This is a genomic window from Halorubrum xinjiangense, assembly GCF_900102375.1.
GTDB lineage: Archaea > Halobacteriota > Halobacteria > Halobacteriales > Haloferacaceae > Halorubrum > Halorubrum xinjiangense.
Genome location: NZ_FNBO01000012.1, coordinates 26,447 through 48,406, shown reverse-complemented (window position 1 = coordinate 48,406; position 21,960 = coordinate 26,447). Strand labels below are relative to the sequence as shown.

General features: G+C 69.2%; 24 protein-coding genes and 1 tRNA gene. 17 read left to right on the top strand and 8 right to left on the bottom strand.

Going from position 1 to position 21,960, the window contains the following annotated elements:
- The first annotated feature begins 124 nt into the window (after positions 1 to 124).
- The 3 genes from F3H13_RS12960 to F3H13_RS12950 are packed head-to-tail and all read left to right on the top strand — an operon-like array spanning position 125 to position 2,504.
- Positions 125 to 367: a FeoA domain-containing protein gene (locus F3H13_RS12960; protein ID WP_149799438.1), complete on the top strand. Its 243-nt coding sequence runs from the start codon at positions 125 to 127 to the stop codon at positions 365 to 367.
- Positions 364 to 2,289, top strand: a complete 1,926-nt coding sequence (feoB, locus tag F3H13_RS12955; protein WP_149799437.1) for a ferrous iron transport protein B — start codon at positions 364 to 366, stop codon at positions 2,287 to 2,289. The genes F3H13_RS12960 and feoB overlap by 4 nt, the downstream gene beginning before the upstream one ends.
- On the top strand, positions 2,286 to 2,504 hold the full coding sequence (locus F3H13_RS12950) for a hypothetical protein (RefSeq protein WP_149799436.1): 219 nt from the start codon (positions 2,286 to 2,288) through the stop codon (positions 2,502 to 2,504). The genes feoB and F3H13_RS12950 overlap by 4 nt, the downstream gene beginning before the upstream one ends.
- A 110-nt stretch (positions 2,505 to 2,614) precedes the next feature.
- On the opposite strand, the gene F3H13_RS12945 is transcribed toward F3H13_RS12950, so the two are convergent.
- The gene (locus tag F3H13_RS12945; RefSeq protein ID WP_149799435.1) at positions 2,615 to 2,794 is read right to left on the bottom strand and encodes a hypothetical protein; all 180 of its coding nucleotides are present in this window, start codon (positions 2,792 to 2,794) and stop codon (positions 2,615 to 2,617) included.
- A 227-nt stretch (positions 2,795 to 3,021) separates the two neighbouring features.
- On the opposite strand from F3H13_RS12945, the gene F3H13_RS12940 reads away from it, so the two are divergent.
- The 10 genes from F3H13_RS12940 to F3H13_RS12890 all read left to right on the top strand — a co-directional run bounded on the left by F3H13_RS12940 (position 3,022) and on the right by F3H13_RS12890 (position 11,444).
- Positions 3,022 to 4,446, top strand: a complete 1,425-nt coding sequence (locus F3H13_RS12940) for a cytochrome ubiquinol oxidase subunit I (RefSeq protein WP_149799434.1) — start codon at positions 3,022 to 3,024, stop codon at positions 4,444 to 4,446.
- The gene (locus F3H13_RS12935; RefSeq protein WP_149799433.1) at positions 4,439 to 5,443 is read left to right on the top strand and encodes a cytochrome d ubiquinol oxidase subunit II; all 1,005 of its coding nucleotides are present in this window, start codon (positions 4,439 to 4,441) and stop codon (positions 5,441 to 5,443) included. Before F3H13_RS12940 ends, F3H13_RS12935 begins: the two co-directional genes overlap by 8 nt.
- Position 5,444: 1 nt before the next feature.
- Positions 5,445 to 5,690: a hypothetical protein gene (locus tag F3H13_RS12930; RefSeq protein ID WP_149799432.1), complete on the top strand. Its 246-nt coding sequence runs from the start codon at positions 5,445 to 5,447 to the stop codon at positions 5,688 to 5,690.
- Positions 5,691 to 6,247: 557 nt separating this feature from the next.
- Complete coding sequence (locus tag F3H13_RS12920) at positions 6,248 to 6,967, top strand: helix-turn-helix domain-containing protein (protein WP_149799430.1); 720 nt, start codon at positions 6,248 to 6,250, stop codon at positions 6,965 to 6,967.
- A complete protein-coding gene (locus F3H13_RS12915; RefSeq protein ID WP_149799429.1) occupies positions 6,964 to 7,899 on the top strand; it encodes a sulfurtransferase in 936 nt (311 codons plus the stop codon). Before F3H13_RS12920 ends, F3H13_RS12915 begins: the two co-directional genes overlap by 4 nt.
- Before the next feature lie 170 nt (positions 7,900 to 8,069).
- Entirely contained in the window at positions 8,070 to 8,435 is a 366-nt protein-coding gene (locus tag F3H13_RS12910; protein ID WP_149799428.1) for an ArsR/SmtB family transcription factor, read from the top strand.
- Between the two features lie 166 nt (positions 8,436 to 8,601).
- Positions 8,602 to 9,384 carry a CBS domain-containing protein gene (locus tag F3H13_RS12905; protein ID WP_149799427.1) on the top strand — a complete coding sequence of 261 codons (783 nt, stop codon included), beginning with the start codon at positions 8,602 to 8,604 and terminating at the stop codon, positions 9,382 to 9,384.
- A gap of 130 nt (positions 9,385 to 9,514) precedes the next feature.
- Positions 9,515 to 9,757 (top strand): glycine zipper domain-containing protein, encoded by a 243-nt coding sequence (locus tag F3H13_RS12900; RefSeq protein WP_149799426.1) that lies wholly within the window; start codon positions 9,515 to 9,517, stop codon positions 9,755 to 9,757.
- A gap of 105 nt (positions 9,758 to 9,862) precedes the next feature.
- On the top strand, positions 9,863 to 10,813 hold the full coding sequence (locus F3H13_RS12895) for an NOP5/NOP56 family protein (protein ID WP_149799425.1): 951 nt from the start codon (positions 9,863 to 9,865) through the stop codon (positions 10,811 to 10,813).
- A complete protein-coding gene (locus F3H13_RS12890; protein ID WP_149799424.1) occupies positions 10,806 to 11,444 on the top strand; it encodes a fibrillarin-like rRNA/tRNA 2'-O-methyltransferase in 639 nt (212 codons plus the stop codon). The genes F3H13_RS12895 and F3H13_RS12890 overlap by 8 nt, the downstream gene beginning before the upstream one ends.
- Before the next feature lie 42 nt (positions 11,445 to 11,486).
- Here F3H13_RS12890 and F3H13_RS12885 read toward each other — a convergent pair whose 3' ends face one another.
- On the bottom strand, positions 11,487 to 11,795 hold the full coding sequence (locus tag F3H13_RS12885) for a transcription initiation factor IIB family protein (RefSeq protein WP_149799423.1): 309 nt from the start codon (positions 11,793 to 11,795) through the stop codon (positions 11,487 to 11,489).
- A gap of 125 nt (positions 11,796 to 11,920) precedes the next feature.
- Here F3H13_RS12885 and F3H13_RS12880 point away from each other — a divergent pair, with 125 nt between their 5' ends.
- Positions 11,921 to 12,619, top strand: a complete 699-nt coding sequence (locus tag F3H13_RS12880; RefSeq protein ID WP_149799422.1) for an endonuclease III domain-containing protein — start codon at positions 11,921 to 11,923, stop codon at positions 12,617 to 12,619.
- Between the two features lie 425 nt (positions 12,620 to 13,044).
- Positions 13,045 to 13,129: transfer RNA gene (locus F3H13_RS12875), tRNA-Leu, on the top strand.
- A gap of 258 nt (positions 13,130 to 13,387) precedes the next feature.
- On the opposite strand, the gene F3H13_RS12870 is transcribed toward F3H13_RS12875, so the two are convergent.
- The 6 genes from F3H13_RS12870 to F3H13_RS12845 form a co-directional block, all read right to left on the bottom strand.
- Entirely contained in the window at positions 13,388 to 14,290 is a 903-nt protein-coding gene (locus F3H13_RS12870; RefSeq protein ID WP_149799421.1) for a hypothetical protein, read from the bottom strand.
- A gap of 115 nt (positions 14,291 to 14,405) precedes the next feature.
- Complete coding sequence (locus tag F3H13_RS12865; protein WP_149799420.1) at positions 14,406 to 15,425, bottom strand: NADP-dependent oxidoreductase; 1,020 nt, start codon at positions 15,423 to 15,425, stop codon at positions 14,406 to 14,408.
- Positions 15,426 to 15,539: 114 nt separating this feature from the next.
- Positions 15,540 to 16,412, bottom strand: coding sequence for a winged helix-turn-helix domain-containing protein (locus F3H13_RS12860; RefSeq protein WP_149799419.1), 873 nt, complete (start codon positions 16,410 to 16,412; stop codon positions 15,540 to 15,542).
- A gap of 117 nt (positions 16,413 to 16,529) precedes the next feature.
- Positions 16,530 to 16,790 (bottom strand): hypothetical protein, encoded by a 261-nt coding sequence (locus tag F3H13_RS12855; RefSeq protein ID WP_188128069.1) that lies wholly within the window; start codon positions 16,788 to 16,790, stop codon positions 16,530 to 16,532.
- Positions 16,791 to 16,963: 173 nt separating this feature from the next.
- A complete protein-coding gene (locus F3H13_RS12850; RefSeq protein ID WP_149799418.1) occupies positions 16,964 to 18,139 on the bottom strand; it encodes a CapA family protein in 1,176 nt (391 codons plus the stop codon).
- An 89-nt stretch (positions 18,140 to 18,228) separates the two neighbouring features.
- Positions 18,229 to 18,429 (bottom strand): VNG_1110C family protein, encoded by a 201-nt coding sequence (locus tag F3H13_RS12845; RefSeq protein ID WP_149799417.1) that lies wholly within the window; start codon positions 18,427 to 18,429, stop codon positions 18,229 to 18,231.
- A gap of 179 nt (positions 18,430 to 18,608) precedes the next feature.
- On the opposite strand from F3H13_RS12845, the gene F3H13_RS12840 reads away from it, so the two are divergent.
- Together F3H13_RS12840 and F3H13_RS12835 are read left to right on the top strand one after the other, a co-directional pair.
- Positions 18,609 to 19,718, top strand: coding sequence for an OBG GTPase family GTP-binding protein (locus F3H13_RS12840; protein WP_149799416.1), 1,110 nt, complete (start codon positions 18,609 to 18,611; stop codon positions 19,716 to 19,718).
- Between the two features lie 989 nt (positions 19,719 to 20,707).
- Positions 20,708 to 21,895: a redox-regulated ATPase YchF gene (locus tag F3H13_RS12835; RefSeq protein WP_149799415.1), complete on the top strand. Its 1,188-nt coding sequence runs from the start codon at positions 20,708 to 20,710 to the stop codon at positions 21,893 to 21,895.
- Positions 21,896 to 21,960 lie beyond the last annotated feature (65 nt).

Below are 21,960 nucleotides of genomic sequence, written 5' to 3'. Positions count from 1 at the left end.
ACGGCGGCTACAAGAGGCAGGACTCACGGCTCGCTCGACGGCTGGTGCCGGACGCGAGACGCTTATATAATGCCACATAATTCGGCATGCCGCCCAATACGGGCGTGGTTTTAGGCACACCTAAATGGTGGCCGCGCTGGTCGATGTCCCGACGAACGAGTGGATAGAACTGATCGAGGTACCGGACGACGAGTCGCGTGTTCGACTGCTGCGGCTGGGCCTCCTCGACGGCCGCGTCAAGTGTCACCGGCGGATCCGTAACGGGCCGGTCGTCGTGCGGCGTCGCGGGACGGAGGTGGCGCTGGGACGGCCGCTCGCCCGAGAGATCACCGTCAAACGAGCGGGACCCGACGGCGAACGGCGATGACGGCGAACGGCGAGGCGGTGAACGATGAGGCGGCGAACGAGGGGACGGCGGGCGGACCCGGTCTCGGCCACACCGAGGTGGCGCTAGTGGGCGCCCCAAACGCGGGCAAGAGTGTGCTTTTCGGCAGGCTCACGGCCGAGTACGCCGACGTCTCGAACTACCCCGGCACCACGGTCGAGACGACCGCGGTGACCGTCGGCCCGACTCGCCTGACCGACACTCCCGGGGTTCACGGTATCTCGTCGTTCTCCGAGGAGGAACGGGTCACCCGAGAAACTGTCCTCGAGGCGGACGCAGTCGTAAACGTCATCGACGCCACGCGACTCGACCGGGACCTGTTCGTGACCCTACAGATTCTGGACATGGGCGTTCCGACGGTCGTCGCGTTGAACATGATGGACGAACTCGAGGCGGACGGCGTCGAGGTGGACGTCGACGCCCTGGAGGTGGCCCTCGGCGTCCCGGTCGTACCGACCGTCGCCGTCACCGGGTCGGGCGTCGACGAACTCCGGGAGCGGCTCCCAGAGGCGTCCGCCCCCGCGTCGACGCCCGTCGACTCACACTACGACGCGCTTCCCGACGCAGTCGAGGCCAGCCGGGCAGAGAAGACCCTCCTCGTCGAGGGCGACGAACCAACGGCCCGCCGCGTCGGCGCCCGCGGCCTCGTGGCCGACGGGGGGGACGGGCCGCTCGCCAACGTGGAAGATCGAGAGGCGGTGTACCGCGAGCGTCGGAATCGGGTCCGATCGATCGTCGACGCGGTGGAACGGGACACCGGCTCCGGGCGGGCCGCCGGGCAGCGGCTCGGCGACCTGCTGATGCGGCCGGTGACCGGGGTCCCGATCGCGATCGGACTCCTCGCCACGGTCTTCTACCTCATGGGGGTGATCGTCGCGCAGCGAGTCGTCGGTTACGCAGAGGGGGTGTTCTTCGGCCGGTACTACAATCCCGCGGTCGAGACGGCCGTCGCGGACCTGCTCCCGGCGAGCGAGTGGGCCGCTCCAGTCGAGTTCCTGCTCGTCAACGACAACTTGGGGCTGGTGACCATCACCGTCCAGTACGTTCTCGGTGTCCTGCTCCCGCTCGTGATCGCGTTCTACCTCGTGATCGGGACACTCGAGGACGCCGGCCTGCTGCCGCGACTGGCCGTCTTGACTGACAGGGGACTCAACCGGATCGGTCTCAACGGCCGCGCGGTCGTCCCGCTTATCGTCGGCGTAGGATGTGTGACGATGGCGGTCATCTCGACCCGAATGGTGGGGTCACGTCGGGAGCGGCTCATCACAACAGCGCTGCTGGGGCTCGCGATCCCCTGCTCGGCGCAGATCGGCGTCATCATGGGGTTGCTGGCCGGGCTTGGCGTTGCCTGGTGGGGCGGCTACCTTGCGGTGCTGCTCGGGGTCCTCGGGGTCGCCGGCGTCTTCCTCGACCGGGCGCTCCCCGGTCGACAGGACCCGTTGATCGAGCAGCTGCCGCGGCTGCGCGTCCCTCGCCCGGGGAACGTCGCTCGAAAGACGGCAAACCGGAGCGCCGCGTTCCTCAGGGAGGCGGTCCCCCTGTTCGGGGCGACCGCAGCCGCGGTGTCGACGCTCGACTACGTCGGAGCGCTGGACGCGATAGTCGAGGCCCTTCGGCCGCTGACCGCGGCGCTCGGCTTACCGGCGTCGTTCGGGCAGGTGCTCGTCTTGGGGCTGATCCGGCGCGACTTCGCCGCCGCCGGGATGACCGACGCGACGCTGTCGGCGTCACAGACATTCGTGGGGCTGATCGTCGTCACGCTGTTCGTGCCCTGTATCCTCACGATGGCGGTAATACTCAGGGAGCGCGACGCGCGGAGCGCGCTCCTCGTGTGGGTCGGCTCTTGGGTCACGGCGTTTACCGTCGGCGGGGTCGTCGCGGCCGCGCTGGAGGTGATCGCGTGATCTGTCCGCGCTGCGAGTACGAGTTCGACCCGGCGAACGGGCTCTCGTGTCCGCGCTGTGGCGCCTCGCTCTCCTGTGCGGACGTCTCCTGTGCCGAGTGCGGCGCCTGTTCGCGGCCCTTCGATCGCCTTCGGCACAGGGTCGCCGAACGGCTCCGCGCCGGGGAACGGAGCGACGAGGGAGACGGACGTGACGAGTCCGCGGAGGAGTCTTGACGGCCGCCGCGACGACGTCTTGCGGACGCCGCGACGGACTGGGGGCTGAGCCGGCGAACGGACGCCGTGACTGGAGCGCGACCGACCCCGACGCGGACCGGTCCCCCGCCTCAGCCGACCGACTCCCAGTTCCGGTACAGCCCCACGCCGAACGCGAAGATGATCCCGCCGACGCCGACCTGCCGACCGACCGTCCCGAAGTCACCGTCGAGGCCGGCGAGAACCGCTCTAGCGACCATTATCAGCGTGACGAGCGCGACGAGCGCTAACACGGCGTGCCGTGTCCCCATGAGCGAACGCAATCGCTTCGGCCACCAAAGAGATGGGTTGGCGCAGGACAACTACCGGAGCGCCTCGTCGAGGCCTCGCTGCCTCGACGCCGGGTAACGGCGGCACTCGACCGACGCTTGTCCTGTGCCAACTCCGGGGTTATGGAGGAGGAGTGCTCAGCGTCAGACACAGCGATCGACCGCGGCGCACGGCGGAGTGACCCTCCGACGCAGCCACTCACCACAACATGATCGACCCAGTACTCGCAAGCCGATTCCAGTTCGCCCTGACGACGATCGTCCACATCATCTTCCCGGTGATGAGCATGGGGCTGGCGCCGTTCCTGATCTACTTCACGTGGAAGGATGTCCGGGGCGGCGATCCGGTGTACGAGCAGTTGCGTCGCTTCTGGACCAAGATCTTCGCTATCTCGTTCGTCGTCGGGACGGTCACCGGTATCGTCCTCGAGTTCGAGTTCGGGACCAACTTCGCGGCGTTCTCGACCACCGCCGGAGAGCTGTTCGGCGGCCCGCTCGCCGTCGAGGGGATGATGGCGTTCATGCTGGAGGCGACGTTCCTCGGCATCTTCGTGTTCGGTCGCGAGCGCGTCTCCGACCGGCTCTACATGGTCTCAAGCCTCGCCGTCGGCGTCGGAACGTGGCTCTCCGCCGTCTGGATCCTCATCGCGAACTCGTGGATGCAGATGCCGCGCGGCTACGAGCTCGTCACCGAGGACGGACAGGAGGTGGTCCACCTCGTCGATCCGGTCGCGGCGTACCTGACTCCGCGGTTCGGGTACATGTACGTCCACATGCAAAACGCCGCGGTCGAGTCGGTGGCGCTGTTCATGGCCGGCGTCTCCGCGTACTACGTCTACCGACACCACGTCTGGGGGCACCAGACGAAGAACATCGTCTTCTGGCAGAAGACGCTCAAGATTGCGCTGGTCGCGCTGCTCATCACGGCCCCGTTACAGGTGCTCCAGGGCGACCTGTACGCGCGTCACGTCTACGAGACGCAACCGCAGAAGTTCGCCGCCATGGAGGCGGTCTGGGACACCGAGGCGTACGTCCCGGAGTACATCTTCGCGATTCCGACCGATCTGGGCCAGTTCACCGACCCCCGCGCGAAGGAGCTGTTCGGCATCGGCATCCCGGGCGGGGCGTCGTGGCTCGCCAGCGGGGGCGACGCGACCGCGGAGATACGCGGCCTGAACACGTTCGACACGGAGGCGCCGCCTGTCGCCATCGTGTTCTGGTCGTTCCGCGCGATGGTCGGGATGGGCTTTTGGTTCATCCTGCTCGCGTTCTGGGGCGGCTACCGGTGGTACACGGGCGAGCTGTTCGAGGACGGACTGCTCCACAAGGCGCTGATGGCGTCCAGCCTGCTCGGCGTGGTCGCGGTCGAGCTCGGGTGGGTCGTCACGGAGGTCGGCCGCCAGCCCTGGGTGATCCAGGGCGTGTTGAAGACGAGCGAGGGGGTCTCTCCCGGCCTCACCGGGACGGAAGCGATGGTCACGCTCGCGGGGTTCGTCGGCGTCTACGCTGGCATCCTCGCGCTGTACACGTACGTCGTCGCGCGAGTGATCCGGGAGGGGCCTCCGAGCGTGCGCCCGTCGGACTCCCCCGCCGAGCGCGACGCCGCGCCCGCGGAGGTGCCCGGCGATGACTAGCGCCGTCGACGCGCTCGCGGCGGGCCCGGTGTTCGGCCTGCCGCTCCCGGAGCTGTGGTTCGCGCTGGTGTTCGCGATCCTCGGAACGTTCCTGTTCCTCGACGGCTTCGACTTCGGCGCCGGCGCGATCTTCGCGACGCTTCGCGAAGACGAGGCGCGCGAGGCGGTGCTGTCCGCGATCGGGCCGTTCTGGGACGGGAACGAGGTGTGGCTCGTCGTCTTCGGCGGCGCGCTGTTCGCCGCCTTCCCGTCGGTGTACGCGGGGCTGTTCAGCCGACACTACCTGCTGATGTTCGGCATCCTCGGCGCCCTCATCCTCCGGGGGCTGGCGCCGGAGATGTACGAACAGCGCCACGACGAGCGCTGGCAGCGGTGGTGGGGACGGTCGTTCGTCGCCGGCAGCGTCCTCGCGCCGTTCCTCCTCGGCGCGTTCGCGGGCAACTGGCTCGTCGGGACCCCCCGTTCGTTCACGCTCGTCGGCGTCGTCACGGGCGTCACCGTCACGGCGCTGACCGTCGTTTCCGGCGCCGCGTTCCTTCGGCTGAAAGCCCGAGACGCGCTTCCCAAAACGGTGACCCGGCTCGGAGTCGAGGCCGTCGCGGCGTACCTCCTCGCCGTCGTCGCGACCCTCGGCGTCCTGACGGCCCGGCTCCCGGCCGGCGTCGACGCGCTGCTGTCGCCCCCGGTGATCGCGCTGGTCGCCGCCTCCGTCGCGCTCGGCGTCGGCTACGCCGTCGCGCTTCGACGCGGGGCGAACGTCGCCGCGCTCGCGGCGGCCGCGGGACTGACGTACGGGCTGATCGCGGTGGTCGCGATCCTCATGTATCCGCGTATCGACCCGGCGACGGGGGCGACGGTGAGGGACGCCGTCGTCTCGACGTTGCCGCTGAACCTCATGTCGATCGGCGCGGCGCTGCTGTTGCCGCTGATCGCCACGTACTTCGCCGTCCTGTACTCGGCGTTCAGTGGACCGATCTCGGCCGAGGAGGCGTACTGAGATGAGCGACGATCCAGCGGCGAACGAGCCGAGTCGGCGGTCGCCGGTCGGAACGCTACTGCTCTCGCGCGTACTCATCACGTGGGCGGAGCTCACCGTCGTCGGGTTTGGCGGGGCCGTCGCGGGCGGCGCTGCGTCGGGGCCGCCGCAGCTCGTCGTCTACTTCGCGACGGTCCTGGCCGCGGTCGCCGTGTTCATGTACAACGTCGACCGGCTCGTCGCCGCCCGCGTTCGGGAGGCGACGTGAGCCGAGCGCCTCCCGAGAGGCCCCAGCGGGACCGGCCGGCGGGGACCGGACGGTTCCCGGCCGTGGGCCGCAGACCGAGGGCAGCGGGGCGGCGACGCGCCGGACAGCAGTCCGCTCGCCGACGCGTAGATCGTCAGTTCGATCGCCGACGTGACGGGCTGACGGGTCCGATTCCGTGGCGCTTGGCGACGATGCCGAACAGCAGCGCGGCGCTTGGCAGGAACAAGAGCGCGCCCAGCGCGGTGACGGCGTCGTCGTGGGTGAGTCCGAAGGCGACTCCCCCGACTCCGGCGACGAGCGCGACAAACGCGGGTATCAGGAGACGACTTCGGAGCGCGGTCGGGGTTTCACGAGTCGAACGTGAGCGCACCATACGAGGCAACGTAAGTGCGTCGAACCCATATCAGACGCGTTGTCGAGGGCCAACTTCCGGCCGAAGCGCGGTCGACCGCGACCGCTCGGCCGACTGCGGCCGTTCGGCCGAACCCGACGGCTCGGCCGAGCGCGAGGCGGAAGCCGCGAACCGAGACAGAAGAAACGAACGAGTTCACCGTCAGATGTACGACTTCACGTTTACCATAACGTACGAACCCGGCGCCGACGAGTACGTCGACCTGTTCATCGAGCGCGAGTCCCTCCAGTCGGAGGCGACCTACTCGTGTCTCGATCCCACGGAGCTGTGGAAGCTCGAATCGGTGACCGGCGACGCGGCCGACCTCGACGCCGTCGACGAGCTGCTCTTAGACGAGTCCGTCGACCGCGAGTCGATCAGCGCTCGGGAGTGTCAATCGAACCGCACGACGAGCCTGTTGACCAACGAGCAGCGGCGGCGAGTGACGTACACGTACGTCTCCGACGTTGACTACTGCGAGTCTGTGCCGCTGATCACGGCGAAGTACGTCGACGGGGGCGTCCTCTTCGAGCAGACGCGGTCCGGCGATACGGTCCGGTGGCGCGTGTTGGTCCAGGACGACTCGAAGATTGGGCTGTTGTACGACACGCTGGCCGCGAAGCTCGGCGACGGGCTGTCGTTCTCGTTCGAACACCTGACCGAGGTCGACCACTGGGAGAGCGAGCTGCTCTCTCGACCGGACGTTCCCGCCGAGCAGCGCGAGACGCTGCTGCTCGCGGTCGAGCGCGGCTACTTCGAGACGCCGCGGGGAGTGACGCTCGACGAGCTCGCGGCGGAGCTCGGAGAGCCCCGCTCGACGGTGTCCTACCGGCTGCGACGCGCGACCGCTGAGTTAGCGAAACGATTCGCGGACCAACAAGCATGACCGGCGAACTCCCCACGGACGACGATCAGCGAGAGCCGACAGAGGCGTCGACCGGCGGCCGGTACCCGACGGACGTGCTCGTCAGCGCCGACTGGGTGAACGCCCGGCTCGACCGGTTCGGCTCCGACGCGACCGACCTGCGGCTGCTCGAAGTCGACGTCAACGCCTCGTTTTACGAGGAGGGGCACGCGCCCGGCGCCGTCGGCGTCGACTGGCGGACCGACCTCCGGTCGGCGGAGGCACACGACATCCTCTCCCCGGCGGAGATGACCGCCTTCCTCGAATCGCGTGGGATCACCGAGGAGACGACCGTCGTCATCTACGGGGACAACAGGAACTGGTTCGCGGCGCATCTGTACTGGCAGCTCGCCCACTACGGCCACCCGGACGTCAAGATCATGGACGGCGGCCGAGAGTACTGGACGGAACACGGCTACCCGACCACGACGGAGCCGGTCGCGCCGCCCGACGTGACGTACGGCGACGCGCCCGACGCGCCGGCCAGACCGGAGGTTCGGGCCGCGCGCACGGACGTGCGGGCGGCGATTGGTACCGACACGAAGTTCGTCGACGTGCGCCTGCCCGAGGAGTTCCGCGGCGACGTCACGAAGCCGCCCGGCAGCGACGAAGGAGCGATGCGTGGCGGACACATCCCGGGAGCGACAAACGTGTTCTGGGCCGAGAACGTCCGCCCCGACGGCCTGTTCAAGTCGCACGAGGAGCTCGCGGACGTGTACGAGTCCCGAGGGGTCACCCCCAACGACGACGTGATCGTCTACTGTCGGATCGGCGAGCGGTCGTCGGTCACGTGGTTCGTCCTCGAGGAGCTGCTCGGATACGAACACGTGCGACACTACGACGGCTCCTGGACCGAGTGGGGGAACATGATCGGCGTCCCGATCGAAGTCGGTGAGTCGGACGGCGGCAGCTAGGCGCACCGGAGCGGCGGCGCCCCCGGAGTTGTCCTGCGACAAACGGACACACTAGCCGCTGTGGGCGCAATCCCCGATAATGAGTGGTACCCACGTCGAGTCAGAGACGAAGCGCACGGGAGGCGGGGACGGAGCCCGACGAAGCGATCTCGCGTCACCGGTCGTTCGCGATGAGTGACGCCCGCTCGAAACGCGACGAGTCGCAGTTCGTCCAGCGGCTCCTCGACGCCCTGAGCGAGGAGACAAACCGGACGATCCTCGCCGCTCTCAACGAGCCGACATCGGTCGCCGAGGTTGTCGAGGAGTGCGGTATCCCGATGTCGACGGTGTACCGGCGCTTGGACGCACTCAACGAGTTGGACCTGGTGACGGAACACGTCTCGATAGACGCCGAAAAGGGGAGGTATCGACGCTACGAGCGGAACGTGAGCCGCGTCTCGATCACCGTCGACGAGCACGGGGGACTCAGGACTCGGGTCGAGCGTCCGAACGGCGAGCCCGACGAATCGGTGACTTGGGGGCCGTCCGCGAGGTAACGCCGCCCTCGGCCGACGGGCGTCAGGAAACCGCGGAACCATCCGCTGCCGGCGTGTGGCGGAGGTCGTCCGCTCGTGGCGCTCCGGCGGGCGGACGCGCTGCGTCGCCGGAGCGGGTCTCCGTCGCCCCGCCCTCTTTTTATCCCGGGAGCCTCTACGGCGGACGATGAGCGGGAAACCGACGGTCGGGGAGTACATGACCCGCGAGGTGGAGACGGTCAGTCCGGACGAGACGGTGGCGACCGTCGCGCGTCGCATGGCCGACAGCGACGGCCACAACGGGTTCCCGGTGACGCAGGGCCGCACCGTCGAGGGGTTCGTCTCGGCCGGGGACCTCCTGCTTGCGGACGACGACGCGCCCGTGTTCACGGTGATGACGGAGGACCTGATCGTCGCGCACCCGGACATGAAGGTGACCGACGCCGCGCGGGTGATACTACGATCGGGCATCCAGCGGCTCCCGGTCGTCGACGACGCCGACAACCTCGTCGGGATCATCTCGAACACCGACGTCGTGCGCTCGCAGATCGAGCGCGCGACGCCCGGTAAGGTGGGAAAGCTAATGCGAACCCTCTCGCAGATCCACGGCGTCGACCTCGACGAGGAGCGCCGCGAGGTGGCGATCGCGGAGCTGACGCCGACGCAGGCCCGCGTGTACGCCGACGAGCTGGAAGGGCGCCAGTACGAGCTCGAACACGGGCTCGCCGAGCCCCTCGTCGTCATCGACAATGGCGGCACCCTCTACCTAGCCGACGGGCACCACCGGGCGATGGCCGCGCGCGAGGCCGGCATCGAGACGATGGACGCGTACGTCATCGTCCCGCAGACCACGGTCGATCTCGGGATGGCGAAGACCGCCGAGAAGGAGGGGCTCAGCGTCGTCAGCGACATCGAGATCGTCGACTACGCGAGACACCCCCTCGTCGAGACGACGAAGCGGCTCCAATAGGCGCGAGCGAGCCGAAGCTCTCTCGTTTGACCCGATTCCGGAGCGGCAGCGCCCTACTCTCCCTCGTCGACCGCGCGAATTAGTGGTTTTCGCAGACACATTTTTATGAGCAGACAAGAAATAGGGAGGTATGGGATCCCGAATCCGAACAGCGTTGAGCAGGGCGAAGTACGCGGCCGTCGGCGCCGCGGTGGGCGCCGCGGTCGGCGGGGTGTGGAGCCGGAACGCGGCCAGCACCGGCGGCGCGCTCGGCGGGCTGGCGGGGGCGACCCTCGCCGAACTGAAGTCGGGCGCCGGCGGGGTGTTCGCCGACGACGGCGAGGACGACGCCGATACTGACGGCGACGAGGGCGCCGAGGCCGACGCGGCGTAACCGAGACGGCGACGGAACCGACGCGCTCGCGCGACCGTCCGCGGGCGGACGACCGCCGAGCCGCATCGGGAACGTCTATACCGCCGGGGCGAGTAGCCGGCGGCAATGAGCGACACCGACGCCGGACCGGACGCGAGCGCAGCGTCCGACGGCGGAGACGGCTGGTTCGAGGCGCTGCCGTCGGACGCGACGGACGAGACCGACACCGAGACGGAGAGCGACAGCAGAGCGACCGCGGCGGCCGCGGCGCGGGTACGCGACGGGACCGCCGCGTCGCCCGCGGACTGGCCGGCGCACGCCGTGGACTCCGGGTTCGCGGCCGACACGGACGAGTACTACGATCGGCTCAAAGCCGCGACGACGCGCGCGACCCGCGAGGCGGTCCGCGAGCGCGAGCGCGCCGACGACGCGCAGCTGATCCACGCGGTCCGGGCGATGGACGATACCGAGCGCGTCGCCAACGAGCTCGCCGAGCGCGCCGTCGAGTGGACGGGGAGCCTCTTCGACGACGTCGGCTCCGGAATCGAGGGCGCGCGGGCGGTCGCGGCGCGCGAGCCCGAGAGCGAGGCGGAGCGGCGGGCGGTGTCCCTCGCGGCGCGCGCCGCCGAACTCGACGACGAGCGGGCCGAACTCGCCGAGACGATCGGCCGGGTCGCGCCCGCGGTCGCGCCGAACCTCGCCGAGATGGCCGGCCCGGAGCTGGCCGCGCGGCTGATCGCGCTCGCGGGCGGGCTGGAGTCGCTCGCGAAGAAGCCCTCCGGGACGGTCCAGGTGCTCGGCGCCGAGGACGCGCTGTTCGCGCACCTCTCAGGACGCGCGCCCTCACCGAAACACGGGATCATCTACACCCACGAGTACGTCCGCGGGACGCGGCCCGAGGACCGCGGCTCCGCGGCGCGCGCGCTTGCCGGGAAGCTGACGCTCGCGGCCCGCGCCGACCACTACGCCGGCGAGCGTCGGGCGCAGCTCCACGACGACCTCCGCGAGCGGATGGCGACGATCCGCGCCCGCGCCGGCGACGACGCGGCGACCGACGGAGGGGCCGCCGATGAGTGAGCCGGCGCTCCCGGACGGCGTCGAGCGCCGCGAGGTCGACGGCGAGGAGCGGCTGGCGACCCGGGGCGAGCCGGTGTACGGCGAGCCGACGGCTGACGGCTGGCGCGCGTGGGACCCCGAGCGGTCGAAGCTCGGCGGCATGCTCGAACTCGGGTTCGAGACCGGCCTGACGGGCGGCGAGACGGTGCTCTACCTCGGCGCCGCGAGCGGCACCACCGTGAGCCACGTCGCCGACTTCGCGGGGCCGACCTACGCCGTCGAGTTCGCGCCCCGACCGGCGCGGGACCTGCTCGACGCCGCGGCGTCCCGCAAGCGGCTGTTCCCGCTGCTCAAGGACGCGCGGAAGCCGGAGACGTACGCGCACGTCGTCGAGAGCGACGTGGACGCGATCGTCCAGGACGTGGCCACGCGCGGGCAGGCCGACGTCGCCGTGCGCAACGCGCGGTTCCTGGCCGACGACGGGCGGCTGCTGCTGGCGATCAAGGCGCGAAGCGAGGACGTGACCGCGGAGCCGGACGCGGTGTTCGAGGGCGCGCTCGACCGGCTCCGGGAGGCGTACGAGATCCTGGAGACGCGGCGGTTGGATCGGTACCACGAGGACCACCTCGGCGTCGTGGCGACGCCGCGGTAGCGGTCGCCGACCGTGGTACCCGGCGGGGCTCCGGGGACCGGCTCACCACGAGGGCGGCGAGAAGCCCGCGTCTTCTAAGATTGGCTTCCAGCGCTTCTGGACCGAGAGACGCGAGACGTCCATCGCGTCGGCGACGGCGGACTGCGACCGCTCCTCGCCGCGGATCAGGCCGGCGGCGTAGAGGCTGGCGGCGGCCGCGACGCGCTTCCCCCGGTCGTCGTCGGGAGCGCGGGAGAGGAAGAGGTCGACCGCGGTCGAGCGCGTCTGCTCGTCCAGATCGAGCGAGGCGCACGCCTTCTCGACCAGTTCGATCCACGCCTCGTTGTCGACTCGGTCGCTCGCCCGGTACACGCGCCGGAGTAGTCGAGGGAGATATATAAACGGCCCGCGGCCGCGGTCGGAGGGTCGCCCCCGGTCGACGCGCTGAAATCGTTCGCGGCCGTCGGCCTAAAGTCGGCAGCGCACGTAGCGCGCGTATGTCGACACAGCAGTGGGACGAGACGCGGGTCCGGGCGCTTCACGACGACCTCGTGTCGCTGTACGACCCGGTCGATCGCGTGGCCGAGCACGGCGCGGACCCGACGGCCGAGCCGGGAGAGGGCGTCCGCCAGCTGGTGACGACGATTCTCTCGCAGAACGTCGCCGACGCGAACACGCGGCGCGCCTCGGAGGCGCTGTTCGACCGCTACGACGACTTCGCGGCGATCGAGGCCGCCGACCACGAGGAGCTGAAGGAGACGATCCGCGTGGCGGGGCTCGCTAACCAGAAGGCCGCGCGGATCCAGCGCGCGCTGACCGCGATCCGCGAGGAGACCGGCGGCGCGTACTCGCTGGCGTTCCTCGACGCGATGCCGACCGACGAGGCGAAAGACTGGCTCACCGAGATCAAGGGTGTCGGCCCGAAGACCGCCAGCGTCGTGTTGAACTTCCATTTCGGGAAGCCGACGATGGCGGTGGACACCCACGTGGAGCGCGTCTCGAAGCGGTTCGGGCTCGTCCCGGAGTCGGCGTCCAACGAGCGCGCTCACGAGGTGTTAGACGAGCGGGTGCCCGACGAGCTGATCTACCCGCTTCACGTGTTGCTGATCCGGCACGGTCGCGAGCACTGTTCCGCGCGAGGGGCGGACTGTGACAACCGGGTTTGTGAGGTCTACTGCGACTGCGAGTACTGCTGATAGGCTGGAGTGTAGTTTGGTGGGAGCGGTTTATAAGTGGATCACGACATCGGAGCGTCGACGGACACGTACAAAGCCCCAGCCGCTCGCTAATAAATAACTGACCACGGCAACACAGTGAACACCGCCAAAGCCCCAGCTGTGAGGCCCACCCGACCGCAACCGCACCTCCGGAAGACGGTCCTGCTCGCTCACTTCGTTCGCTGCGCGGGCTGCGACTTCCGTGCTCCCGCTCGCGTTGCTCGCGGGACCGCAGCCTCACGCCTCCCCAGCCTCGTCGCTGGCGCCCGCGGCGCCAGCGACTCCCTCGCGCGTGCGACTCGCGGCCTGTGGCCGCTCGTCGGCACGCGCCACCGCACTTATAAATAGACTCGCAGCTGGCAGTTCGTCAGGTTCTTGAGTCGGTTTCGCGTACGCTGGTTTGCGCGCGGGTTGCCGAGCCAGGCCAAAGGCGTAGCGCTTAGGACGCTATCCCGTAGGGGTCCGCCGGTTCAAATCCGGTCCCGCGCACTGAGCAAAGGAGCGTAGCGACTGAGCGAGAGAGCAGGAGCGGATTTGAGCCCAGCGAGAAAGGCGCAGCGAACGGAGTGAGCGAGCATTTCTCGCCTCGGTTCGAATCCGGTCCCGCGCATACTGCCTCGAACGAACGTGAGAGGCATGTATGCGCGGAGGATTCGAACCCTACCAGACGCGCGCAGCGAAGCGAGCACGTCTGGTTCCGGTTCAAATCCGGTCCCGCGCGTGAACGAGAGAGCGGAGCGAACCCGTTCACCACACGCTCCCCCGGTACTCGAGCCGTAGGTGGTCGGCGGTCTCCGGCGGGATTCCCATCTCCTCGAACATCCGCCGGAAGGCCGCGCGAACGTCGTCGTCCTCGAAGGATCGAGAAGCGCGCGTCTGGGCGTCGACCTCGATCCCGCCGTGATAATCGAGGTGTACGCGGTAGGTGTACCCGTCGGCCTCGTTCGTGACGGTCGCCCGCGGGAGGACGAAGTCGATCCCGCCGAGCCGCTCCTCGCCCGCGTAGTACTCGCGAGCGTGCTGGCCGGAGCCCGGGACGGAGCGCTCGGTGGTCGTCGTCGCACGAGCGGTCAGCTCCTCGTACGTCGCGCGGAACGCGACCGGCTCGTCGACCCGCATCTCCGGAGTGCTCGCCCCGGGCTCGCCGGGGTCGGTAGCGCGGACGTCCGCTCGCAGTTCCTCGACGTACCCCTCCGCGGTCGCCTCGTCCATCTCGAACAGCAGCGTGAGCCGATCGACGAGCCACTCCTCGGGCGGGAGGTCGTCGACGGTGAACTCGCCGCGGTTGTCGTCCGCGAAGACGGTCACGACGGTGACGCCCTCGTCCGCGTAGAACGTGGCCCACAGCCGCTTCGTCTCCGAGTGGTCGAACGTGACCCTGCACGCCTCGTACTCCGGGCCGAGCTCGGCGTCGAGTTCGTCGATTCCCTCCGGGTGGAACCCGCTCGACCCGACGCGCTCGACCGCGTACCCGGCCGCGCTTGCTCGGGTGAGGGTGTCTTCGTACGCGAGGTCCGGCACGGTCACGCCGTCCGACGAGTACGACGCCACGTCGGACCCGATCAGGACGCCCGCGAAGACCGCGTACGCGGCGGCGAAGACGATGACGGCCGCGACGAGCGCGACAGCGGCCCAGCGAAATACGTTCATCCGTATTGATACATCTCAGTGTCGTATAGCCCTGCCGGCGGTTCCCGCGCGGCGGTGGCGACCGCAGCGACCGCTGAGCCGCGTCCCCCGAGTGACGCGTTCGAGCGGGCCGCGCCTACCGCTCCCCCGCTGACACCCGTACCACCTGCTTACCGATGTTGTCCCCGGAGAAGAGTCCGAGGAAGGCGTCGGGGGCGTTCTCTAACCCCTCCACGACCGTCTCGCGGTGTTTCAGGTCGCCGCTCGCGACCCACTGGCCCAGACGCTCGCTGGCCTCGCCGAATCGGGTCGCGAAGTCGCCGACGAGCAGCCCCTGGATTCGGGCTCGAACAGGGATAATCTGCGGAAGCTTGCGGGGGCCGGTCGGGACCTCCTCGTCGTTGTAGTGGGCGATCTGGCCGCAGACCGCGACCCGCGCGTCGAGGTTGAGCTTCGTGAACACGGCGTCCGTGATGGGGCCGCCGACGTTGTCGAAGTAGACGTCGACGCCGTCGGGCGCCGCCTCGTCGAGCGCGGCGCGGTAGTCGTCGGTCGTCTTGTAGTTGATCGCGGCGTCGAAGCCGAGGTCCTCGGTGAGCCAGTCGGTCTTCTCGTCGCTGCCGGCGAAGCCGACCACGCGGCAGCCGTTGCGCTTCGCGATCTGGCCGACGACGGAGCCGACCGCGCCCGCCGCGCCGGAGACGACGACCGTGTCGCCGGGCTTCGGCTCGCCGACTTCGAGGAGCCCGAAGTAGGCCGTCCGGCCGGGCATGCCGAGGACGCCGAGGTAGGCCTCGGGATCGGCGACCGTCGGGTCGACGGGCGCGACGTCGTCGGCGTCGAGCGTCGCGTAGTCGGCCCATTTCCCTTCGCCGGTCACGAGGTCGCCCGTGTCGTACGCGTCGCTCTCCGTTTCGACCACTTCGCCGACGACGCCGCCCCTGAGCGCGTCGCCCACGTCCCAGGGCTCGGCGTACGATTCCGCGTCGCGCATCCGGCCGCGCATGTACGGGTCGACCGAGAGGAACCGGATGCGGACGAGGAGTTCGCCCGGCTCGGGGGCGGAGACGTCGGTCTCGCGCAGTTCGAAGCTGTCCTGATCGGGCTCGCCCGTCGGCCGCTCGGCGAGAAGCCACTCGCGGTTGGTGTTCGTCACGGTCCCCGTTGGGGGATGAAACGCAATAGGGTTTGGACCCCAGCAGGGCGCGGGGGCGACTCTGGCCGACGCGCGGCGCCGTGGGGAAGACAGGACGGCTCGGTCGGGGAGCGGTCAATCGCGCTCCGCGCGGATCCGCTCGACGTGGTACTCGATTACGGAAGCGTCCTCGTCGAGCGAGAAACGCAGCGCGTCGCCGTCGTACGACGCGTCGACCGTGACCCGGAGCGGGGACTCGGAGTCGACGCGCGCGCGGTCCGAGTCGGTCAGGAACGGCAGCGACCACAGGGAGGCCTCGCGGACGTCTCTCCCCCGTTCGAGGTAGAACGCCTGGAGCACGGGATGGGTGAGCACGGCGAGCGAGACCGGGCCGCGGAAGAAGTGGCCGCAGTCATGACACCGACCATCCAGCGCCGGCGCCCCCTCCTCCAGCACGACGCCCGACTCGATCTCCCGGTAACAGCTCGGGCAGACGTCGCGGGTCACTAAGTCGAGGTCCTGTTGCCCGAGCAGCGTCGCCAGCGCCATCGCCTCCGGGAGCGGTCGCTCCTCGACGAGACTCCCCGGGAGGTAGTCGCTGTGGTTGAGATGGCCGTTGTCGCACTCGACGAAGAGCTTCCCGTCCTCGTAGCGGGCTCGAGCCGTCTCGCCGCAGGCCCGGCACGGCGCGTCCAGGGCGGTGGGGCCCGACTCCCCCTCGGAGTCGAAGCTCCGGGACAGAACCGCGCCGACGACCTCCTGGCCGGCGGCGTTGAGCTCGTAGCCCGCGTCCGTCTCCTGAACGAACCGCCCGGTGAGCTTGTCGAGGTGGTAGTTGAACCGCCCCGAGTCGGTGACGCCGACTCGCTCCCGGAGCTCGGAGAAGCTCGCCCCTGGGTTCCGGGGGTCGTCGACCCGCTCTTGCACCAGCGCCTCGAGGATACCGATGCGTACCTCCTGACCGAGCGCGTCGAACGACGCCGCGGCCTCGGGATCGAAGTCGGTCATCGTCTGGAAGGGTACCGGACCGTATCGCGCTTCAGGTTGATTGGTCTACCGGTCGCGGGGGCCACGGGACGATCGGGACCCTCGACGTGCCGCGACGGTCGGAGCGGTCCGCGCGGCTCACGCGTCGTGCGTCGTCCACCGCGAGTGGCCGAGGGGCGCGTTTTCGCCCCGTTTCCAACCCCTTCGCGCTCGGCGGTGGAGCTTCGCGAGCGCGACGCCGCCGACGACCGCGGCCGTCGTGACGGGGTAGCTCGCCGCCAGGACGACCGCGACGGGCAACAGGACGAACGGGATGACTCCGGCTGCCGTCCGCGGAGCCGGCGCCGTCGTTTCGTCGCGTCTGCGGGTCGACACCGGACCGGCTGCGTGTCCTACCATATCAGTTCGAACGGGGCGTACACCCATAATAGTAATCTGAATGATATTTCTGTAACGCGGCTTACTGAAATTCAGTTCACCGCCGCGGCCGACGCGTCGCCGAGGCGATACCCGGGACACGCCGCGCCGTTCCCGTGCGGTCGAAGTCGATTGGACGCCCGCGGAGGGTCCGGTCACCGGTCGCCGAGCGGGATCCGCAGTCGTCCGCCGTCGCGCTCGCCGTCGACGCCCTCGACCGCGGTGCCGAACGCCGCGGAACGCTCGGCGACGGTCTCCCGGACCCACTCGGCGACCTCGCCGTCGGCCAGCCCCGCGGTCTCGTCGGCGATCTCGGTCGGGAGGACGTCGAGGGCGGCGAGGTCGCCGTCGCGGACGACGAGTTCGAACAGCGCGCTCCGCTTGTTGTAGACGCCCTCGCGGTCGCGATAGCTGACGTAGTCGTCGACGAAGTCGCCCGCGTCGTAGATGATCGGGCGGCCCTCGTACACCTCGACGCCTTGGAGCACGTGCGCGCTGTGGCCGTGGACGACGTCGACCCCCTGTTCGACGAGCCAGCGGCCGAACCGCTCGTGGACCGCGCGCGGCTCGGTCTCCCAGTTCGGTCCCCAGTGGAGCGAGGCGACGACGAGGTCCGGGTCTAGGTCGGCGACGCGCTCGAGGGCGTCGTCGACGAGGGTCCGAGTCTCGCGGGCGGCGGGGTCGAGGCGCGCGAACGCGGTACCCGGGTCGGCGTCGGTCGCCGCGAACGCCGTGGACTGGTCGGTGAGACCGAACGCGGCCACCGTGAGGTCGCCGGCCTCGAACGTCGCGGGTTCGAGCACCTCGTCGGCGTCCTCGCCGGCGCCGGCGCGAGCGATCCCGGCCTCCGCGAGGTGGGTCCGCGTGTCACGGAGTGCGGGCTCCTGATAGTCGAGGACGTGGTTGTTGGCGAGCGAGACGAAGGAGGCCCCCGCCGCCTCCAGCGCGGGGACCGCGAACGACGGCGGCGACCGGAAGTAGTAGGCCTTGTCCGGCCAGCGCTCGCCGCGGTCGGAGACGCAACACTCCAGGTTCCCGACGAGCGCGTCGAGCTCGCGGAGCCGCGGAAGCGTCGTCCCCCAGACGCCCGCCGGGTCGTCGGCGTCGGCCCAGCGGTCGGCGACGCTGCGGCCGAGCATCAGGTCGCCGACGAAGCCGATCCGCGTCGCGTCCGCGTCTCCGCCGTCGCTGTCCGCGTCGTCGCTGTCCGCGTCGTCGTTGCCGTCCGCGGTGCCGTTTCCGGCGTCGAGCCCGGACGGGGCGGCAGCACAGCCGGCGACCCCGCCGAGACCGGCGACGCCCGAGGCGAGCAGCGACCGACGAGTGACCATCGTCACGTGGCCTCGGCGAGCGGTGACTTCAACCCGCCGAACGGGGGGACGGCTGAGGGAGTCGGTGGACGGGCGAGGAGGGAACGGCGCTACGCGACGGCGACGCCGTTGCGGGCGAGGTAGTCGCTCGCGGCCTTGATCTCCACCGGGCTGCCGATGATCCGGTACTGTTCGGCTGTCTCGACGACGGTGACGGTGAACCGGTTTTCGAGGCACTCCCGGTGCCCGTCGAGCGCGCGCCGCGGGAGGACGATCTGCGTACTGTCGCGAAGACTCGACGGGTCTGGCATTCGGCGTAATTGAGGATTATCCGTCGCTAATATAACCGTGTCGAAGTATCGGCGGTCCAACCACTCCCTCGGCGTCGATTCGCCGGTTCGCGGAGCGCGGTCGGTCGATTCGGTCCCCGTCGCCGAGCCCGCGGTTCGAAGGAACACCTTTAACGAGCCGAGCGGCCGAGAAACGGGTAATGGGACTGGAGGAGGAGATCGAAGACCTCCGCGAGGAGATCGCCGAGACGCCCTACAACAAGTCCACGGAGGCACACATCGGGCGCCTGAAGGCGAAGCTCGCGGAGAAGAAAGAGAAGCTGGAGAACCAGTCCTCCGCCGGCGGCGGCCACGGCTACGCGGTCGAGAAGCACGGCGACGCCACGGTCGCGCTCGTTGGGTTCCCGAGCGTCGGCAAGTCCACCCTCATCAACGCCCTCACCAACGCAGACAGCGAGGTCGGCTCCTACGAGTTCACCACCCTCGACGTCAACCCGGGCATGCTGCAGTACCGCGGCGCGAACATCCAGATCCTCGACGTGCCGGGGCTGATCGAGGGCGCGGCGGGCGGCCGCGGGGGCGGCAAGGAGGTCCTCTCGGTCGTTCGAACCGCGGACCTCGTCGTGTTCATGCTCTCCGTCTTCGAGATCGAGCAGTACGACCGACTCCGCGAGGAGCTGTACAACACGAACATCCGGCTCGACACCGAGCCGCCGAACATCAACATTCGGAAGACGCACAAGGACGGGCTCGGCGTGACGATGAGCGACGACGTGAGCTTAGACGAGGAGACGGTCAAGCAGGTCCTCCGCGAGTACGGCTACGTCAACGCGAAGGTCACCATCCCCCACGACCTCACCATCGACGAGCTCGTCGACGCCGTGATGGACAACCGGGAGTACCTCCCCTCGATGGTCTCCGTCAACAAGGCGGACCTCATCGACAAGAGCTACCTCCCGACCGTGAAGGAGGAACTACGGGAGCGCGACCTGGACCCCGACGACGTCATCTTTATCTCCGCCGAGGAGGGGCTCGGCCTCGACGGCCTCAAGGAGCGCCTCTGGGAGGAGCTGGGCGTGATTCGCATTTATATGGACAAACCGGGCCGCGGCGTCGACTACGAGGAGCCCCTGATCTTATTCGAGGGCGACACCGTCGGCGACGCCTGTTCGAAGCTCGGCGGCGAGTTCGACGAGCGGTTTAAATTTGCGCGCGTTTCGGGTGAGAGCGCCAAACACGACGACCAGCAGGTCGGGAAGGGCCACGAGTTGGCCGACGAGGACGTGTTGCGGATCGTCGCTCGGAAGTAGATCTGTGAGTTGGTCGCGGCGGTAGAGCGGTTATTCTCTCCGCTGACGCGCTCATCGTTCTCAGATGACGGGCTGACAACGGACGGAGATCTGTTGAAATCCTCAGCGGGGGATACGTTCTGAACCGTATCCGATCAGTACAGGGGCTCACGAATCGCTCAGTACAGACGAAGCAAGGAGTGCTCAGTTATGTCGGTGGCGCGCCGGTGAGCGGTCGCCGCAGGCGACCGCGAACCGCCCGCGAGGGAGTCGACCGGCCGGAGCGAAGCGGAGGACGGTCGACGAGGCTGGGGAGGCGTGAGGTGCGGGGCTGTGCGGTGTAGGGTGGGACTCAAAGGGGCAGCCGCGAGGCGGGCACAGGCGACGCAAGCACTGGAACGAGGGAGTGAACGGAGTGAACGACCGAGTGAAGCGCGCAGCGAGCGTGCGCCCGCCTCGCGGCTGGGGCTTTGGCGGTGTTCATCGACGATCTGAGCAAACTACGTTTAAACATCTGCCAGCAACACAACAATCCGACCTATGAACAACCGATCAACTATACTGATTCAATCACCCTCGCTATCGATCAAGTCGCAGGCTTCAGCGACCGATTGTTCAGACGAGAACGTGTCTGAAAATAGGGTTTTGACAGGGCCCAAACGGGGACAAACACCTCCAAAGCCCCAGCCGTGAGGACTCGCGCGCCTTGTTGCGCGCCTCACTCGGTCGCTCACTTCGTTCGCTCCCTCGCTGCGGTGCTTACTGCGGCGTGCTTCGTCCTCACGGCTGCCCCTTTGAGTCCCACCCGCACCGCACAGCACCGCAGCCTCACGCCTCCCCAGCCTCGCCGCTCGCTTCCTCCGGTCGCTCGCGGCGTCCCTCGCGCGGTGCTGCTCGGCCGCAAAGCGGCCTCGCAGGCACGCGCCGCCGCACCGCCTGCTACAACTGTCTCTCAACACGTCCCCGCGGCCGACCGAAAGGCGCTTTTCGCGGGGCCGCGACCGTCGAGTATGCTCACGGTCGCGCTCGCGGGCAAGCCGAACGCCGGCAAGTCCACCTTCTACACCGCCGCCACGATGGCCGACGTCGACGTCGCGAACTACCCGTTCACGACCATCGACGCCAACCGCGGGGTGACCCACGTCCGGACGCGCTGCCCGTGCCTCGACCGCGAGGAGCGCTGCGGCAACGAGAACTGTCACGACGGGAAGCGGTACGTCCCAATCGAACTCCTCGACGTGGCCGGACTCGTGCCGGGCGCGCACGAGGGGAAGGGGCTCGGTAACCAGTTCCTCGACGAACTGACGAACGCGGACGTGGTGGTGAACGTCGTCGACGCCTCGGGCGCGACGAACGCCGAGGGCGAGCCGGTCGAGGTCGGGAGCCACGACCCCCTCGACGACGTGGACTTCATCGAGGAGGAGATGGACCTCTGGCTCGCGGGCATCGTCGACCGCAACTGGGAGAGCGTCGAGCGGAAGTCGCGCTCGCCGGACTTCGACCTCGAAGCCGCGCTCTCGGACATGCTCACCGGGTTCGGCGCGACCGAGTACGACGTCGCGAGGGTCCTCCGCGGCTTAGAGTACCCCGACGACCCGAAGGCGTGGACCGAGGGCGACCGCGAGGCGCTCGCGCGGGCGGTCCGCCGCCGCACCAAGCCCATCGTCGTCGTCGCGAACAAGGTCGACGCGGCGCCGGCGGGCGCGGTCGAGCGCATCCGCGAGGGAACCGACAAACCCGTGATCCCCGCGACCGCCGACGGCGAACTCGCCCTCCGCCGGGCGGCGGAGGCGGGCGTCGTCGACTACGACCCGGGCGACGAGTCCTTCGAGATCGTCGGCGACGTCTCCGACGACCAGCGCGCCGGCCTCGACGCGCTCCGCGAGTCGATGGCCGAGTACGACGGGACGGGCGTCCCGGCGGCGCTGAACGCGGCCGTCTACGACTTACTCGACCGCATCACGGCGTACCCGGTCCAGGACGCCGGCAAGTGGACCGACGGAACCGGCAACGTGCTCCCCGACGCCTTCCTACTTCCTTCGGGGTCGACCCCGCCCGACCTCGCGTACGCGGTCCACTCGGACATCGGGGAGGGGTACCTCCACGCGGTCGACGCGCGCGCCTCCCGGCGGATCGGCGAGGACCGGGAGCTGAGCGAGGGCGACGTGATCAAGATCGTCTCGACCGCGGGGCCGTGACGGGCGCGGGAGGGGGTAGCGCGCGCCACGGATTCGTCGACCGACCGACAGGCACATGCGGGTCG